Origin of the sequence: Streptomyces sp. NBC_00299, from assembly GCF_036173045.1 — a bacterium.
GTDB classification, from domain to species: Bacteria; Actinomycetota; Actinomycetes; order Streptomycetales; family Streptomycetaceae; genus Streptomyces; species Streptomyces machairae.
Genome location: NZ_CP108039.1, coordinates 6,927,415 through 6,943,289, shown reverse-complemented (window position 1 = coordinate 6,943,289; position 15,875 = coordinate 6,927,415). Strand labels below are relative to the sequence as shown.

Here is a 15,875-nt window from a genome sequence, read left to right as displayed (position 1 = left end):
GTGCGGGGGCCGCTCCCGTCAGGAGTCGGCGCCCGGCCTGTCCACGAGTTCCACCTTGTCCACGGCGTTGCACCAGCGGCAGCGCACCGACTCGATGGTCTCACTGAGCACCTCGCGCTCCTCGACCTTCGGCTCACCGGCCAGATCGAGGTGGACGTACTCCACGACCTTGGACGAGCGCGTCACGTCGAAGCGCGTGAGGTTGCCGCAGAGGGTGCAGCGCCACCGCGTCGTGGTGGTCGGCAGGGGAACCGTCATCGTGACTGTGCTCTTTCCTTCTAGACCTTCTATTGTCCGCGACGCGCCGGGCCCCGGTGCGTGTGGCTCGTAACCCTACGGCCTGGCGGGTACCCACCGCCCGTCCGTCCGGGGCGGCGAGGCGGTCTGTGCGTGTGCGTCCTGTTACGTCATGCTCTGTGTCCATGATCGGCAACTGGAGCGTGGCGCATTTCGGGACTCGGCTCGGCAGGGCGGGCCGACCGGTCCGGTCCGTCCTGCGGTCCTCGGCGCCGGTGACGTACGGGCTGATCATCCTGTGCTGCCTGGTCTTCCTGATCGGCCCGGCGGCGGGACTCAATCCGGCGTACGGCTCCGGCGAGGGGCTGCTCGCCGCTCAGCGGGCCTATTTCCACCGCTGGGGTGTCGTGCCCGCGGAGCTGTTCGAGGGGGCGCCCCGGGCCGTCCTCACCCCCGCTACGGCGCTGTTCGTGCACGGCAGCTGGGTGCACCTGCTCGGCAACATGCTCTTCCTCTATGTCTTCGGCGTGATGACCGAGGAACGGATGGGCCGCCTCCAGTTCACGCTCTTCTATCTGGGCTGCGGCTACCTCGCCCTGCTGGGCTACGCGGCCGCCAACGACGACTCCACCCAGTCCCTGGTCGGCGCGTCCGGGGCGATCTCTGCGGTCCTCGGCGCGTTCCTGTTCCTCTTCCCCGGGGCGCGGGTGACAAGCCTGCTGCCGTTCCTGCTCTTCCTGCCGCTGCGCTTCCCGGCCTGGGTCGTGCTGCCCTTCTGGGTGGCGCTGCAGTGGGTGGCGGCGGGGCGCGCGGACCAGGGGCCGGGGGTGGCGTATCTGGCGCACCTGGTCGGGTTCGGGCTCGGCTTCGGCTTCGCGTGGGCCCGATTCCGCCCTGCGACTAGAGTGAAGGCCGCCACAGCTCCGGCCTCCGAGGGAGAGAACCAACCGTGATCACCGCGATCGTCCTCATCAAGACCAGCGTGGACCGGATTCCCGAGATCGCGGAGCGGATCGCTTCGCTGGAGAGCGTCACCGAGGTCTTCTCGGTCACCGGTACGTACGACCTGATCGCCATGGTGCGGGTGAAGGAGCACGAGGATCTCGCCGAGGTCATTCCGGGCCGGATCAGCAAGATCCCCGGGGTGGAGGGCACGGACACGCACGTGGCGTTCCGTACGTACTCGCAGCACGACATCGAGGCCGCGTTCGCCATCGGGCTGGACAGCTGAGAGCGGCCACGGCCCGATCATGAAGAGTTCTTCATGCTGGGCTCATCCGCGGGGCGGGGCCTAGGCCGCAGGATCGGCCGCATGGTCTTCTCTCACCGGATCGCGGCGCTGGCCGCCGTCGTGGCGATCCCCCTCGGCATCGCCGCGACCAGCTTCGCCCTCACCGACAACCCGGAGTCCCCCAAGGTCCCGGCCAAGGTGGAGCTGGACAGCGGCTCCCCCACCCCGACCCCGTCGCGGCCCTCACCGCCCCCGAGTGACGAGGTCGTCTCACGGCCCCCGGTGACAGACGGCCCGACGAGCGACGACGATGCCGACGACGGCCCCGACCGGGACACCGGCGACGACGACCGCGGCGAGCCCGGGGACGACGGCTAGAGGTGTCCCGTCGGGAACGTTCAGGGAGTCGGCGAGTTCAGGGGAGTCGGCGGGTGACGACAGTGCGGCTGCGGTTCTCCCCTCCGGGTGCGTGTGTGCCTGCGAGCGGGCACACGGCGTCCGGCGCACGGACGGGGCGTGCGCGGTCCCGTCCGGGTCGGCGCGCCGTCTGCTCACCGCCTGGCCCCACGCCGTCGCCATGACCCGGACGACACCCCCCGACCCCGTGCGCCGCCGGATCTCCGCGCGGGTCCGCATCCTGCTCTGGCTGCTGCTCGTCATGGCCGTCGGGCTGGTGTCCGTCGCGACGACCACGCGGTCGATCCTGTTGCGGGACGTCGATCACCGGGTGAACGGGCTGCTCGCACAGGAGGCGGGCGAGTTCGCGAACTTCCAGGAGCGGGGCGTCGACCCCGAGACCGGGCGGCCGTTCACCGACCCGTCCCGGCTGCTGCGCGAGTTTCTGGTACGCCAGTACGCCGATCCGGACGAGGAGCTGATCGGCCTGGTGGGCCGGGCGGGCCGGACCCCGGCACAGTTCATCCAGCCGCGTGACATCCCCGCCGCCGTTCCCCTGCACGAGGACGCCGACGCCCGCCGCCGTATCTTCGACTCGCCCGACGCCACCGGCACCGTGCACCGGGCGTCCGGCGAGATCCGCTGGGCCAAGGTCACGGTCGCCCGCGCCGGCGGCGAGGCGGAGGCGGCCTTCGTCGTCGCCTTCCACCCGGGGCGTGAACAGGCCGCCGTGAACGCGGAGTTCCGTATCCTGCTCGCCATCTCCGGGGTCGCCCTGCTCATGATGACCGGCATCGGCTGGGCGGTCTCGGGGCGGATCCTCAAGCCCGTACGGCTGGTGCACACCGCGGCGGCGCAGCTCACCGAGCAGGACCTCACCCGCCGTATCCCGGTGCACGGGCGCGACGACATCGCCGCGCTCGCGGAGACCTTCAACGCGATGCTCGACCGGCTGGAGCGCGCCTTCGCCGCCCAGCGCGAGTTCGTCGACGACGCGGGCCACGAGCTGCGCACGCCGATCACCATCGTGCGCGGCCATCTGGAGCTGATGGGCGACGACCCGGCCGAGCGCGAGGAGACGATACGCCTGGTCACGGACGAGCTGGACCGGATGAGCCGCATCGTGGAGGACCTGCTGCTGCTCGCCAAGGCCGAGCGCCCCGACTTCGTCACCGCCGAGCCGGTACAGCTCGCCGAGCTCACCGCCGACGTCTACGTCAAGGCCCGCACCCTCGGCGAACGGGACTGGCAGCTCGCCGAGGTGGCCGACGTCGAGGCCGAGCTGGACCCGCAGCGCATCACCCAGGCGATGGTCCAGCTCGCCCAGAACGCCGTGCAGCACACCACGCCCGGGCAGACCGTCCGGATCGGCTCGCGCGCGGACGGGCCGGGCGTAGAGCTGTACGTCGCCGACTCCGGCTGCGGTGTCCAGCCGCAGGACAGCGAGGTGATCTTCGAACGGTTCCGGCGCGGCACGTCCCGGCGCGGCGCCCGCGGCTCCGGAGCCGGGCTCGGCCTGTCGATCGTCCGGGCGATCGCCGAGGCACACGGCGGCCGGGTCCGGCTGCGCGACACCGACGGCGGCGGCGCCACCTTCGTACTGGCACTGGGAGAGGCACACACGTGAACCGCATTCTCATCGTCGAGGACGAGGAAAGGATCGCCTCCTTCGTGCAGAAGGGGCTGCGCTCCAACGGCTTCACCACGACCGTCGTCGGCGACGGCGACGCCGCCCACGAGTACGCGCTGACCGGCAGTTTCGACCTGGTGGTCCTGGACATCGGCCTGCCCGGCCGGGACGGCTTCACGGTGCTGCGCGAACTGCGCGAGGCCCGGGTGACGGTCCCGGTGATCGTGCTGACCGCGCGGGACTCCGTACGGGACACGGTGGCCGGTCTGGAGGGCGGCGCCGACGACTGGATGACCAAGCCGTTCCGCTTCGAGGAACTGCTCGCGCGGGTGCGTCTGCGGCTGCGTACGGCGGCCCGGGCACCCGAGGTGACGGTGCTGCGGTCCGGTTCGCTGACCCTCGACCTGCGCACCCGTCGGGCGCGGGCCGACGAGCGGACCGTGGACCTGACGGCCCGTGAGTTCGTGCTCCTGGAGCTGTTCCTGAGGCATCCCGGCCAGGTACTGTCCCGCGAGCAGATCCTGTCGCACGTGTGGGGCTACGACTTCGACCCCGGGTCGAACATCGTGGATGTGTACGTGCGGGCACTGCGCAAGAAGCTCGGGGCCGAACGGTTCGAGACGGTGCGCGGCGTGGGATATCGCCTCTTCGCCTGAAGCCCCCTTCGGCCCGCGTGAAGTCTCCTTCATGTACGGCTCATCGACGGCTCACGGCCCAGGTGAACCCTGGACGACGTGACCCTGAACCTCCGACTGGGCGTCGGCCTCTGCGTCGCGCTCTCCCTGTGCGCGCTGCTCGCCGTCCCCGGCAACTTCGCCGGACTCGGCGCCGACGCCCGCCTCACCCTCGCCGTGTTCGCCCTGACGACCTGCGCCTGGATCGCCACCCCGGTCGACGACACGTACATCGCGCTGGGCGCCGGACTCGCGCTCACGGTGACCGGGGTGATCAGCAGCGACACGCTCTTCGGCACCCTCGGCGACTCGACGGTGTGGCTGCTGATCTGCGCCTTCGTGCTGGCGGCCGCGGTGACCCGGACGGGGCTCGCGGGACGGGCGGCGGCCTTCCTGGTCGGCGGGGCGCGTACCGTGCGGCAGCTCGTGCACCTGACCACGGCCGCCCTGGTCGTCACGGCGTTCGCGGTACCGGCCACGTCCGGCCGGGCCGCCCTCGCACTGCCGGTGTTCCTCGCGCTCGCCAAAGCCCTGGCCGACCGGCGCCGGCTGGTCGTGATGCTGGCGCTGCTGTTTCCGACCGTGATCCTGCTGTCGGCGGTGGCGACCCTGATCGGCGCGGGCGCGCACCTGATCACCGTCTCGGTGCTGTGGCAGGCCACCGGCGAGCGGATCGGCTTCACCGAGTGGCTGCTGCTCGGCCTGCCACTGGCCGTGGCGTCGTCCCACCTGGCCGCCGAGGCCGTACTCCTGACGACGACTCGGCGCGCGGACCGCAAGGCCCCCGTGCGCATCACTCCCGAGCAGATCCAGGAGCACAGCGACGATCCGGTCACCGGCGCCTGGTCGCAGGCCGAGACGCGGTGCGCGCTGCTGCTCGGCACCGTCGTGGTGCTGTGGTGCAGCGAGCCGCTGCACCGGGTGCCGCCCGCGGTCGTCGCGCTGATCGGCGCGGTGGTGGCGGCCTCGCCGGCTCTCGGCACGGTGCATCTGAAGGACGCGCTGAAGACGGTGCCTTGGTCACTGTTGCTGTTCATGGCGGCGACGATGGCGATGGGAGTCGCGCTGGCCGACTCGGGGGCCGCGAAGTGGCTGGTGGACGGGCTTCCCGGCGGAGTCGGGCCGGTGTCGTTCCTGATCGTCGTGATCGCGATCAGTACGGCGGCCCACCTGGTTCTGCAGTCCCGCTCGGCCCGTTCGTCGGTGCTGGTGCCGCTGGTCGTCGCGGCGGCGGTGGGGGCCGGGGTGAATCCGGTCGCCGCGGCGCTCGCGTCCACGGCGGCGGCGGGCTTCTGCCACACGCTCCCGGCCTCCGCGAAACCGGTCACGCTCTTCTCCGACCTGCCCGGGACGCCCACCTACACCCCGCGCGACCTGCTGCGCCTGTCCGCCGTCCTGGCCCCGCTGACGGCCGCCCTCGTCCTGCTGTTCGCCGTCGCGGTGTGGCCGCTGCTCGGCGTTCCCCTGTGAGTCGCCGCGTCATGCCGTCGCGGGCGTTGCCCTCGGGGCGTTGCCGCAGTGCTGCGGCCTCATCCGACCTGCTTAGGAGACCTCTGATGCTGACCCGAGTCGTCGTAGCCCCCAGTGGCTTCAAGGAGTCCCTGTCCGCCCAGGCCGCCGCCGATGCCATCGCGGACGGTGTCCGACGGGTCCTGCCGGATGTCGTGATCGACCTGATCCCGCTCGTGGACGGCGGCGAGGGCACCGCCACCGCGCTGGCCGCCGCGACCGGCGGACGGCTCGTCGCCCTGCCGGCCACGGGCCCGGTCGGCGAACCGCTCGGCACGCACTTCGCCCTGCTCGGCTCCCGGGACACGGCGGTCGTGGAGATGGCCGCGGTGGCCGGGCTGTCCCTCGTCCCGCGCGCCCTGCGCGACCCGGGCGCCACGACGACCTACGGCGTCGGCGAGCTGATCCGCGCCGCGCTCGACACCGGCGTACGGCGCATCCTGGTCGGCTGCGGCGACTCGGGTACGTCCGACGGGGGCGCCGGCGCGCTCCAGGCCCTCGGCGCCCGGCTGCTGGACGCCGACGGCTTCGAACTCCCGCGCGGTGGCCGGGAGTTGACGCGGCTGACCCGGATCGACCCGTCCGGCCTGGACCCGCGCCTGCGGGACGTCGAGCTGCTGGTCGCCTGCAACCCGTACAACGTGCTGTGCGGCGAGCGCGGCGTGGCCCGCGTCTTCGGCCCGCAGAAGGGGGCGACGCCCGCGCAGGTCGAGCATCTGTCGGCCGGACTGGAGAACTGGGCTGACGTCCTCACCCGAGACCTGGGGGCCGTGGGCACCGACCTGCACCACGGCCCCGGCACCGGAGCGTCCGGCGGTCTGGGCGCGGGCCTGGCAGCCCTCGGCGCCCGGCTGCTCCCCCGCTTCGACGTGCTCCTCGACCACCTCGACCTCGACGCCCGCCTCGCCCGCGCCGACCTGGTCGTGACCGCGGAGGGCGCCCTGGACCACCAGACCCCTCGTGGCAAGGTCCCGGCCGAGGTGGCCCGCCGGGCCAAGCTGTACGGCCGCCCGGTGCTGGCGCTGGCGGGCACGCTCGGCGAAGGGGCGCACGAGGTGCCGGGCGTAGACGCGTTCAGCGGCATCCTGCCGGCCCCGATGGCCCTGGCGGAGGCCCTGGTGCGGGCCTGCGAACTCCTCACGGACGCCACCGAACGCGCCCTGCGGATGATCCTGCTGGGCGCCCGGCTACCGGCTCACGCGGAGGTGTCCGGGACGCAACGCCCGTCCTCGGTGCGGTAGTTCCACCGGGCACCGTCCGTCACGAGCTCCCGCACGGCGTTCACGAACCGCTCGACGTGCTCGTCCGGCGTACCGGCCCCGAAGCTCACCCGGATCGCGTTCAGGGACTTCTCGCCGGGCGCCGCCTCCGGGGCCCCGCACTCGCCCTGCGTCTGCGGGTCGCTGCCCAGCAGGGTGCGGACCAGAGGGTGGGCGCAGAACAGCCCGTCCCGCACCCCGATGCCGTACTCGGCGGAGAGCGCGGCGGCGAAGTGGGAGCTGTTCCAGCCCTCGACGACGAAGGAGATGACGCCGACGCGCGGGGCGTCGTCACCGAAGAGGGAGAGGATCCGGACCTCGGGGACCTCGGCGAGGCCCGCGCGGACCTTCTCGATCAGGTACTGCTCACGGGCGACGAGCGAGTCGAAGCCCGCCTCCGTCAGCGCCTTGCAGGCGGAGGCGATCGAGTAGGCGCCGATGACGTTCGGGGAGCCGGCCTCGTGGCGGGCGGCGTTCTCGTGCCACTCCACGTCGACGCCCCCGTCCGCACGCCGCGACACCTTCCGCGAGGCACCGCCGCCCGCGAGGTACGGCTCCGCCGCGCGCAGCCAGTCGGAGCGGCCGGCCAGGACACCGGAGCCGAACGGGGCGTACAGCTTGTGGCCGGAGAAGGCCACCCAGTCGACGTCCAGGTCACGCACGCTCACCGGGTGGTGCGGGGCCAGCTGGGCGGCGTCGAGCACGATGCGGGCGCCGTGCGCGTGGGCGGCCGCCGCGAGCTCCCGTACGGGCCACAGCTCACCCGTGACGTTCGAGGCGCCGGTGACGCAGACCAGGGCCGGGCCGTAGCCCCCTTCAATCGACACAGTGCGGTCGGCGAGGGCGCGCTCCAGGGTCTCGACGGCCTGGCGGGGGGTGCGGGGCGCGTTGAGGTAGGTGACGCGGGCGTCGCGCCAGGGCAGCAGGGAGGCGTGGTGCTCGGTCTCGAAGACGAAGACCTGGCAGTCGGCCGGCAGGGCGGCGGCGAGGAGGTTCAGCGAGTCGGTGGTGGACCGGGTGAAGATCAGCTGGTCGTCGGGGCGGCAGTCGAGGAACTCGGTGACCGTCCGGCGGGCGTTCTCGAACAGGTCGGTGGAGAGCTGGGAGAGGTAGCCGGCCCCGCGGTGGACGCTGCCGTAGTACGGCGCGTAGGCGGCGACGTCGTCCCAGACGCGCTGGAGGGCGGGGGCGCTGGCGGCGTAGTCGAGCGCGGCGTAGGCGACCTCGCCACCGGTGACGAGCGGGACGGTGACATCACGGCCCAGAACGGGCAGGGAGGCACAAACGGACTGGTCGGCGGCAGCGGTGGAGACAGACATGGCGAACTCCCGTGAGGGGCATGCCGACTGAGGGCATGCGAGAAAGAGAAAAGGGTCTGCGGAGGCGGGGCTCTGCGGCCCTATCGCATTCGCTTGCTCACGGAAGGCTCCCTCGAACGACCAGGACCCCTGGTTTCGAGAGGGGCCCGCGCTTGCCGCAGACCTCGCTGCCTACGGCCTGGTCTTCACCCGGGGCACCCCGCCACGGACGGAGGGTTGCCGGACAGTCGGCCGGGGCCTCATGACTGTCACTCATGACCTGGTCCAATATCCTGCCACACGATCTTCAGCTCGCAAGGCGCAGTCCGGATCCTGGACTGCGCCTTGCGTCACATCGCGTGGAACTCAGGTGTTGCTGGCCGCCACCCAGCGGTCCAGCGTCCGCTTCGCCGCGCCCGAGTCGATCGACTCCGCCGCCTTGGCCATCCCGGCGCGGATCTGCTCGGTGAGCGGGGCGTCGGTCGGGTTCAGCGCCACCAGGGCGGCGGCCGCGTTGAGCAGTACGGCGTCCCGTACGGGACCCGTCTCCCCGTTCAGCATGCGCAGCGCCACATCGGCGTTGTACGAGGCGTCCGCGCCCCGCAGCGCCTCCACCGGAACCAGCTCGATGCCGACGTCGCGCGGATCGAAGGCCTCCTCGGTCACCTTGCCGTCGCGCACGACCCAGACCCGGGAGGTGGCCGTGGTGGTGAGCTCGTCGAGGCCGTCGTCGCCGCGGAACACCAGCGAGGAGTTGCCGCGCTCGGCGAAGACGCCCGCGACGATCGGTGCCATGCGCGGGTCCGCCACGCCGACCGCCTGGGCCTTCACCTTCGCCGGGTTCGTCAGCGGACCGAGCACGTTGAAGGTCGTGCGGATGCCCAACTGGCCACGGGCCGCCGCCACATGCCGCAGCGCGGGATGGAACTTCACCGCGAAGCAGAAGGTGATCCCGGCCTCCTCGGCGACCTCGGCCACCCGCCCGACCGGCAGTTCCAGATTGACGCCGAGCTTCTCCAGCACGTCCGAGGCACCCGACGCCGACGACGCCGCCCGGTTGCCGTGCTTGACGACCTTCGCGCCCGTGCCGGCGATGACGATCGCCGACATCGTGGAGATGTTGACGGTCTTCGCGCCGTCGCCGCCCGTGCCGACGATGTCGACGGTCTGGCCCGGCACCTCGATCACGTTCGCGTGCGCGTACATCGTCCGCACGAGCCCGGTGATCTCCTCCACCGTCTCGCCCTTGGCGCGCAGTGCCACGACGAATCCGGCGATCTGTGCGTCCGTCGCCTCGCCGCGCATGATCAGGTCCATCGCCCACGCGGTGTCGTCGGCAGCCAGGTCCTGACCGTTCAGCAGGCCGTTCAGCAGCAGGGGCCAGGAGCGGGCCGCCGCGGTGTCGCCTCCGGCGGGGGTCACAGCGCTCATAAGCCGCTCCAGGGTCAGGTGTCCCGCACTGCGGGACATGAGTCTCAACGAGGTCCACCCTATCCAGCCCGGGGCACGGCGAAGGGCCCCGTCCGTACAACGGACGGGGCCCTCAACCGTGGCGTAGCAGTCGCAGCGTCAGTGGTGGCCGTGGCCGCTCGTGATCTCCTTGTACTCCTCGACGGTCGGCTTGGGGATCTGGCCGTCCTCGCCGAAGTACGACTTGCTGAGCTTGGCGCGCAGCTTCTCGGAGCCCTTCACCTTGCGCTCGACGCCGTTCTCGTCGACCGTCGGGCCGATCTCGAGCGGCTGGTACTGCTCGTGCGCGGTGAGGGTGTGCAGCGCGTCCTGGCTGAGCGGCTCGTGGACCTCGATGAACTCACCGTGCGGCAGGCGCTTGATGATGCCCGACTCGCGGCCGTGCAGCACCTTGTCCTTGTCCCGGCGCTGCAGGCCGAGGCAGATCCGCTTGGTGACGATGAACGCGAGGACCGGTCCGACGAAGAAGCCGATCCGGACGAACCAGGTGACCGCGTTGATCGAGAGGTGGAAGTGGGTGGCCCACAGGTCGTTGCCACCGCCGACCAGGCCGATCATGTACACCGTGACCCAGGCGACGCCGAACGCGGTACGCGTCGGGGCGTTGCGCGGACGGTCCAGGATGTGGTGCTCGCGCTTGTCGCCGGTGACCCAGGACTCGATGAACGGGTAGAGCGCGATCGCCATCAGCACCAGGCCGAAGAGGACCAGCGGGATGAACACACCCAGCACGAGGGTGTGACCCCAGAAATTGACCTCCCAGCCCGGCATGTACCGGACCAGACCCTCGGCGAAGCCCATGTACCAGTCGGGCTGGGCGCCGGTGGACACCATGTCCGGACGGTACGGACCGATGGCCCAGATCGGGTTGATCTGCGCGACCGCCGCGATGACCGCGATGACACCGAAGACCAGGAAGAAGAAGCCTCCGGCCTTGGCCATGTAGACCGGCAGCAGCGGCATGCCGACGACGTTCTTGTTGTTCTTTCCGGGGCCCGCGAACTGCGTGTGCTTGTGGTAGAAGACCAGGATCAGGTGGCCGACCACCAGACCGAGCATGATGCCCGGCAGCAGCAGGATGTGGATCGAGTAGAAGCGGGCCACGAAGTCGGTGCCCGGGAACTCGCCGCCGAAGAGGAAGAACGAGATGTACGTGCCGACGATCGGCATGGACAGGATCGCGCCCTCGGTGAAACGGACACCGGTGCCGGAGAGCAGGTCGTCGGGGAGCGAGTAGCCGGTGAAACCGGTGAACATGCCCAGGACGAACAGCAGGAAGCCGAACAGCCAGTTGATCTCACGCGGCTTGCGGTACGCGCCCGTGAAGAACACGCGCATCATGTGCACGAACATGCCGGCGAGGAAGATCAGCGCGGCCCAGTGGTGGATCTGCCGGATGAGCAGACCACCGCGCACGTCGAAGGAGATCTCCAGCGTGGAGCTGAACGCCTGGCTCATCAGCTGTCCCTGGAGCGGGACGTAGCTGCCGTGGTACTCCACCTCAGCCATCGAGGGCTGGAAGAACAGCGTCAGATACACACCCGTGAGGATGATGATGATGAAGCTGTAGAGGCAGACCTCACCCAACATGAACGACCAGTGGTCGGGGAAGATCTTGCGCATGTTGGCCTTGGCGAGGGAGTAGATCCCCAGCCGGCCGTCGGCCCAGTCGGCGACGCGCTCGCCGGCCGGTGCCTTCCCGCGCGAGCGGGACTCGGTGGTCTCTGTCGTGCTCATCCGCGCTCCCAGAATGCAGGACCGACGGGCTCTTCGAAGTCGCCGAGCGCCTCGAGGTAGCCCTCGTCGTTCACGCCGATGCGCAGCTGCGGCAGGGCGTGACCGGCGGGGCCGAAGATCACCCGGGCACCGTCGGAGAGGTCGAAGGTGGACTGGTGGCAGGGGCAGAGCACGTGGTGCGTCTGCTGCTCGTACAGGGAGATCGGGCAACCGACGTGGGTGCAGATCTTCGAGTACGCGACGATGCCCTCGTGCGACCACTCGAGCTCGCGCTTGTCCTTGATGTCGGCCGGCTGGATCCGGACGATCATCAGGGCGGCCTTGGCGATCTCGTTCTGGAAGTCGTGGTCGTGCTCCTCCAGGCCCTCCGGCTTGGCGAAGGTGAGGGAGCCGACCGCGACGTCCGAGGGACGCAGCGGCTCGTCGGTGTTCATGTTGACGAGCAGCTTGCCCTTGGACCACAGGGTGTGGCGCAGCTTGGTCCCGGGCAGCGGGCCGAGGTCACGCAGCAGCACGACGCCGGAGAGCGGGAACAGGGCCAGCGCTCCGAACATCGTGTTGCGGATCAGCTTGCGGCGACCCAGCGCGGACTCCTTGGCGCCCTGCTTGAAGTCGGCCATGACCTTGGCCTTGACCTCGGGCTCCGCAGCGATCGGGTGGCGCTCGTCGGCGACCTCCACGTCGGACATCAGGGTGCGGGCCCAGTGGACCGCGCCCGCGCCGATGCAGAACAGCGCCGCGCCGAGGGTCAGACCCAGCGCGAAGTTCAGCGCGTTGAGGTGACCGATCGGGAAGACGAAGATCGACTTGTCGTGCGGGATCGCGACGTACGACGCGATGAAGCCGACGGTGGCGAGCATCGACGCCGTGAACAGCATGGCCACCGTGCGCTCGGACCGCCGGGCGGCCCGCTCGTCGATGTCCTGGATCCGGTGCTCGTGGGGCGGCAGGCCGGGGTCGGCGAAGGGGTGCTTCTCGTCCGCGACCGCCACGTGGGCGTCCTGCTCAGCGGGCAGGTTCTCTTCTGGAATGTCTTGGCTACTCATGACTTCTTGGCCTTTGCGGTCCGAGCGGCGACCCAGACGGCGACCGCGATCAGTGCACCGAGCCCGAAGATCCAGGCGAAGAGGCCCTCACTGACCGGCCCGAGGCCGCCCAGCTCCAGACCACCCGGGTTGACCGTCTCGTCGCTGTTGACCGCGTGCAGGTACGCGATGATGTCCTTCTTGTTCTGCTCCGACAGCGTGGTGTCGGGGAACGACGGCATGTTCTGCGGGCCGGTCAGCATGGCCTCGTAGATGTGCTTCGGGTCGACACCCTCAAGGCTGGGTGCGTACTTGCCCTTCGTCAGCGCGCCGCCCTTGCCGGTGAAATTGTGGCACTGGGCGCAGTTGTTGCGGAAGAGCTCGCCGCCCTTGCCGATGTCCGCGCCCTCGGAGCCGTACTGCTCCTCGGTCGGGACGGCCGGACCGGCGCCCAGCGAGGCGATGTACGCCGCGAGCTGGTCGATCTCGGCCTGCGAGTAGATGTTCTTCTTCTTCGGGACCTGGGCGCCCTGCGAGGTGGCGGCCGGCATACGGCCCGTCGAAACCTGGAAATCGACGGAGGCGGCGCCGACACCCACCAGGCTCGGACCGTCGGAGGTGCCCTGACCGCCGGTTCCGTGGCAGCTGGCGCAGCCGACGGCGTAGAGCTTCTTGCCCTCTTCGATGGTGAGGGACTGGGCGGTTTCCTCGGCCTGTGCCTTGCCCGCGGGCGCGAACACGGCGTACACCCCTCCCGTGCACGCCAGCGCGAGGAGTAGGACGACGACCGCCGCCAGCGGATGGCGTCGTCGTGCGGAGAGCTTTTTCACGGATTACCCCGGTGTCAGGATCTTCTGCGTCGATGCTTCTGTCAGGTGCGTTCGTGGAACGCGCGCGGGATCGGACCCGGCTACTTGATCATGTAGATCGTGGCGAAAAGGCCGATCCAGACGACATCGACGAAGTGCCAGTAGTAGGACACGACGATCGCGGCGGTCGCCTGCTCGTGCGTGAACCTCTTGGCCGCGTAGGTGCGGCCGAGGACCAGCAGGAAGGCGATCAGACCGCCCGTCACGTGCAGGCCGTGGAAACCGGTGGTCAGGTAGAAGACCGAGCCGTACGGGTCGGACGAGAGCGAGAGGCCCTCGTGCTTGACCAGCTCGGTGTACTCGTACACCTGACCGCCGATGAAGATCGCACCCATGATGAAGGTGACGATGAACCAGCCCCGGAGCTTCTTCACGTCACCGCGCTCGGCGGCGAAGACGCCGAGCTGGCAGGTGAGGGAGGAAAGCACCAGGATCGTGGTGTTCGTCGCCGAGAACGGGAAGTTCAGGGCGTCGGCCTTCTCATGCCAGAAGTCCGGACCGGTCACCGATCGCAGGGTGAAGTACATCGCGAAGAGGGCCGCGAAGAACATCAGCTCGGAACTCAACCAGATGATGGTTCCGACGCTGGTGAGGTTCGGTCGGTTGACCGACGGGTGCGCGTGACCCTTGTCTACTGTCGTTGCTGTCGCCACGACCGACATTATGTCGGTCGCTTATCCCGCCCTCACTCCGGGGGGTGCCGTTCGGAGTGTCTTCCCCGTTCGTACCGGTGTTGACGTGGTGTTCAAGGGAGTAGCATCCGGCCCAACGGGCCTGTCCTTACGACGCTGACGTCACGGAGGAACAATGCAGCCGACCGCCACGGTGCTGGTCTACAGCGACGACTCCAACACCCGCGAACAGGTGAGGCTGGCCACCGGGCGCCGGCCTGCTCCGGACGTGCCGGTGGTGCAGTTCCTGGAGTGCGCGACGCCGGAGGCGGTGGTGCGTGAGCTGGACAAGGGCGGCATCGACGTCTGCGTGCTGGACGGTGAGGCCGTGCCCATGGGGGGTATGGGGGTCTGCCGGCAGATCAAGGACGAGGTGTTCAACTGCCCGCCGGTGCTGCTGCTGATCGGGCGCCCGCAGGATGCGTGGCTGGCCACCTGGAGTCGGGCCGAGGCGGCTGTGACGCTGCCCGTGGAGCCGGTGGAGTTCGCGGGGGCACTGGCCTCTCTGTTGCGCACGCAGAGGCTTCAGAGCGCGTAGGGAGCCTGCCGGGCCTGGCGATTCAGACGCTCTGCGGCCTCAGCCTTGCCCGTTCCGACGGGCTGGGGCCGTCCGGGGTGCCGCCCACCAGCGCGCTGCCGTTGCGCCAGTTCTGCCACTCCAGGTTCCAGTCGCCGAAGCCGTTGCCGAACGGTTCCATGGTGTTGCCGTACGAGTTGATGACCTTGACGATGTCGCCCTCGCGGACATTGTCGAAGAACCACTCGGCGTTGGCGGTGCTCATGCCGGTGCAGCCGTGGCTGACATTGGCGGAGCCCTGGGAGCCGACCGACCAGGGGGCGGCGTGGACGTATTCGCCGCTCCAGGTCACCCGGGTGGCGTAGTAAACCGGTAGGTCGTAGGACTCCGCGGAGCCTTCGGCTATGCCGATGCTCGTGCCGCGCATGCGTACGAAGTACTCCTTGCCCAGTACGACCTTGACGCCGTTGCGGGTCTCGAAGCCGGGCTTGCCGGTCGTGACCGGTACGGACCTGACCTCCTCGCCGTTGCGGTAGAGCGTCAGCTGGTGGGACGCGGCGTCCGTGACGGCAATGACCTGGTCGCCCGTGTTGATGCGCAGCGGCTTGGCCTTGCCGCCCCAGAGGCGGTCGCTGACCTTGATGCCGTCCAGGTTGCTGCGGGCCTGGATGGTGGCGTTCGCGGGCCAGAACTCCTTGGGGCGGTAGTGGAGTTTCTTGTCGTCCACCCAGTGCCAGTTGCCCTCGACGGCGGGCGCGGAGTCGACCTTGAGGGCCCGCTCGACTATCGCCCGCTGGTTCCGGTCCTTGATGGGCTGGCTCAGTTCGGCCGTGACGGGCTGGCCGACGCCGTAGGTACCGGTCTTGGGGCCGAACGTCACCGTCAGGTGCTTCTTGCTGGTCGGCTTGCTGGTGTCGAAGGCGAGGACCTTGCGGCCGGGGGCGCCGTCCTCGTCCTCGGTGCTCACGCGGACCGTGTAGCGGGCGTTGGCGGCGAGCGGAGAGGTGCTGTGCCAGCGGGTGCCGTCGGCGGAGAGTTCGCCCGCGACGTAGCGTCCTGCGGCGTCCCTGGCGGTGACGTCCGTGATACGGCCGTCGGAATCCTCAGCGGTGACTTCCAGGGGCTTGTCGGGGTCGGCCTTCTCGCCGTCGCCCGCGGGGCCGTTGAAGGCGATCTGGTCCGCCGCGTCGTACGGCTCGGCGGACAGCGGGTTGCCGTCGCTGCTGCAGCCGGCGGCGCTCGCGCCGAGCGCGATCAGCAGGAGCGTGCAGCCTATGACGGAGCCCTTGCTCGGTTTTCTGCTCATGGCCTCACGCTAGGAAGCAGCGTCGGCCGCGGCGCGCCGGATAAGG

16 protein-coding genes and 1 riboswitch are annotated in these 15,875 nt (G+C 70.1%); of the genes, 8 read left to right on the top strand and 8 right to left on the bottom strand.

The features are described from left to right. Positions 1-18: 18 nt before the first annotated feature. On the bottom strand, positions 19-258 hold the full coding sequence (locus tag OHT51_RS30900; protein WP_328882184.1) for a hypothetical protein: 240 nt from the start codon (positions 256-258) through the stop codon (positions 19-21). 164 nt (positions 259-422) lie between these two features. Between OHT51_RS30900 and OHT51_RS30895 the strand changes: the two genes are divergently transcribed. From OHT51_RS30895 to OHT51_RS30865, 7 genes are all read left to right on the top strand, one after another. Then, positions 423-1,190: a rhomboid family intramembrane serine protease gene (locus OHT51_RS30895; RefSeq protein WP_328882183.1), complete on the top strand. Its 768-nt coding sequence runs from the start codon at positions 423-425 to the stop codon at positions 1,188-1,190. Further along, a complete protein-coding gene (locus tag OHT51_RS30890; RefSeq protein ID WP_328428302.1) occupies positions 1,187-1,468 on the top strand; it encodes an Lrp/AsnC family transcriptional regulator in 282 nt (93 codons plus the stop codon). Before OHT51_RS30895 ends, OHT51_RS30890 begins: the two co-directional genes overlap by 4 nt. An 81-nt stretch (positions 1,469-1,549) precedes the next feature. Continuing rightward, complete coding sequence (locus OHT51_RS30885; RefSeq protein WP_328882182.1) at positions 1,550-1,846, top strand: small secreted hydrophilic protein; 297 nt, start codon at positions 1,550-1,552, stop codon at positions 1,844-1,846. 199 nt (positions 1,847-2,045) lie between these two features. Further along, entirely contained in the window at positions 2,046-3,491 is a 1,446-nt protein-coding gene (locus OHT51_RS30880; protein WP_443052608.1) for an ATP-binding protein, read from the top strand. Next, positions 3,488-4,150, top strand: a complete 663-nt coding sequence (locus tag OHT51_RS30875; protein WP_328882181.1) for a response regulator transcription factor — start codon at positions 3,488-3,490, stop codon at positions 4,148-4,150. Before OHT51_RS30880 ends, OHT51_RS30875 begins: the two co-directional genes overlap by 4 nt. A 78-nt stretch (positions 4,151-4,228) precedes the next feature. Next, positions 4,229-5,638, top strand: coding sequence for an SLC13 family permease (locus tag OHT51_RS30870; protein ID WP_328882180.1), 1,410 nt, complete (start codon positions 4,229-4,231; stop codon positions 5,636-5,638). A gap of 86 nt (positions 5,639-5,724) precedes the next feature. Next, positions 5,725-6,918 carry a glycerate kinase gene (locus OHT51_RS30865; protein ID WP_328882179.1) on the top strand — a complete coding sequence of 398 codons (1,194 nt, stop codon included), beginning with the start codon at positions 5,725-5,727 and terminating at the stop codon, positions 6,916-6,918. On the opposite strand, the gene OHT51_RS30860 is transcribed toward OHT51_RS30865, so the two are convergent. From OHT51_RS30860 to ctaE, 6 genes are all read right to left on the bottom strand, one after another. After that, on the bottom strand, positions 6,873-8,255 hold the full coding sequence (locus OHT51_RS30860) for an aminotransferase class V-fold PLP-dependent enzyme (RefSeq protein WP_328882178.1): 1,383 nt from the start codon (positions 8,253-8,255) through the stop codon (positions 6,873-6,875). The two genes, OHT51_RS30865 and OHT51_RS30860, sit on opposite strands and share 46 nt — an antisense overlap. A gap of 143 nt (positions 8,256-8,398) precedes the next feature. Next, a riboswitch (SAM riboswitch) is annotated at positions 8,399-8,515 on the bottom strand. An 85-nt stretch (positions 8,516-8,600) separates the two neighbouring features. Further along, a complete protein-coding gene (trpD, locus tag OHT51_RS30855; protein WP_328882177.1) occupies positions 8,601-9,665 on the bottom strand; it encodes an anthranilate phosphoribosyltransferase in 1,065 nt (354 codons plus the stop codon). Positions 9,666-9,803: 138 nt separating this feature from the next. Beyond that, positions 9,804-11,441 carry a cytochrome bc1 complex cytochrome b subunit gene (qcrB, locus tag OHT51_RS30850; RefSeq protein WP_328882176.1) on the bottom strand — a complete coding sequence of 546 codons (1,638 nt, stop codon included), beginning with the start codon at positions 11,439-11,441 and terminating at the stop codon, positions 9,804-9,806. Beyond that, a complete protein-coding gene (gene qcrA, locus OHT51_RS30845) occupies positions 11,438-12,487 on the bottom strand; it encodes a cytochrome bc1 complex Rieske iron-sulfur subunit (RefSeq protein WP_328882175.1) in 1,050 nt (349 codons plus the stop codon). The genes qcrB and qcrA overlap by 4 nt, the downstream gene beginning before the upstream one ends. After that, entirely contained in the window at positions 12,484-13,296 is an 813-nt protein-coding gene (gene qcrC / locus OHT51_RS30840; RefSeq protein WP_328882174.1) for a cytochrome bc1 complex diheme cytochrome c subunit, read from the bottom strand. The genes qcrA and qcrC overlap by 4 nt, the downstream gene beginning before the upstream one ends. Positions 13,297-13,376: 80 nt before the next feature. Beyond that, complete coding sequence (gene ctaE / locus OHT51_RS30835) at positions 13,377-13,997, bottom strand: aa3-type cytochrome oxidase subunit III (protein ID WP_019756799.1); 621 nt, start codon at positions 13,995-13,997, stop codon at positions 13,377-13,379. Positions 13,998-14,142: 145 nt separating this feature from the next. Here ctaE and OHT51_RS30830 point away from each other — a divergent pair, with 145 nt between their 5' ends. Next, the gene (locus OHT51_RS30830) at positions 14,143-14,544 is read left to right on the top strand and encodes a hypothetical protein (protein ID WP_328428292.1); all 402 of its coding nucleotides are present in this window, start codon (positions 14,143-14,145) and stop codon (positions 14,542-14,544) included. 22 nt (positions 14,545-14,566) lie between these two features. Here OHT51_RS30830 and OHT51_RS30825 read toward each other — a convergent pair whose 3' ends face one another. Continuing rightward, entirely contained in the window at positions 14,567-15,829 is a 1,263-nt protein-coding gene (locus OHT51_RS30825; protein WP_328882173.1) for a L,D-transpeptidase, read from the bottom strand. Positions 15,830-15,875 lie beyond the last annotated feature (46 nt).

Excerpts from the sequence above, each read along its gene's own strand:
- OHT51_RS30900 (WP_328882184.1), bottom strand. The coding sequence starts at position 258 with ATGACGGTTCCCCTGCCGACCACCACGACGCGGTGGCGCTGCACCCTC.
- OHT51_RS30895 (WP_328882183.1), top strand. The coding sequence starts at position 423 with ATGATCGGCAACTGGAGCGTGGCGCATTTCGGGACTCGGCTCGGCAGG.
- OHT51_RS30885 (WP_328882182.1), top strand. The coding sequence starts at position 1,550 with ATGGTCTTCTCTCACCGGATCGCGGCGCTGGCCGCCGTCGTGGCGATC.
- OHT51_RS30880 (WP_443052608.1), top strand. The coding sequence starts at position 2,046 with ATGACCCGGACGACACCCCCCGACCCCGTGCGCCGCCGGATCTCCGCG.
- OHT51_RS30865 (WP_328882179.1), top strand. The coding sequence starts at position 5,725 with ATGCTGACCCGAGTCGTCGTAGCCCCCAGTGGCTTCAAGGAGTCCCTG.
- OHT51_RS30860 (WP_328882178.1), bottom strand. The coding sequence starts at position 8,255 with ATGTCTGTCTCCACCGCTGCCGCCGACCAGTCCGTTTGTGCCTCCCTG.
- trpD (WP_328882177.1), bottom strand. The coding sequence starts at position 9,665 with ATGAGCGCTGTGACCCCCGCCGGAGGCGACACCGCGGCGGCCCGCTCC.
- qcrB (WP_328882176.1), bottom strand. The coding sequence starts at position 11,441 with ATGAGCACGACAGAGACCACCGAGTCCCGCTCGCGCGGGAAGGCACCG.
- qcrA (WP_328882175.1), bottom strand. The coding sequence starts at position 12,487 with ATGAGTAGCCAAGACATTCCAGAAGAGAACCTGCCCGCTGAGCAGGAC.
- ctaE (WP_019756799.1), bottom strand. The coding sequence starts at position 13,997 with ATGTCGGTCGTGGCGACAGCAACGACAGTAGACAAGGGTCACGCGCAC.
- OHT51_RS30830 (WP_328428292.1), top strand. The coding sequence starts at position 14,143 with ATGCAGCCGACCGCCACGGTGCTGGTCTACAGCGACGACTCCAACACC.
- OHT51_RS30825 (WP_328882173.1), bottom strand. The coding sequence starts at position 15,829 with ATGAGCAGAAAACCGAGCAAGGGCTCCGTCATAGGCTGCACGCTCCTG.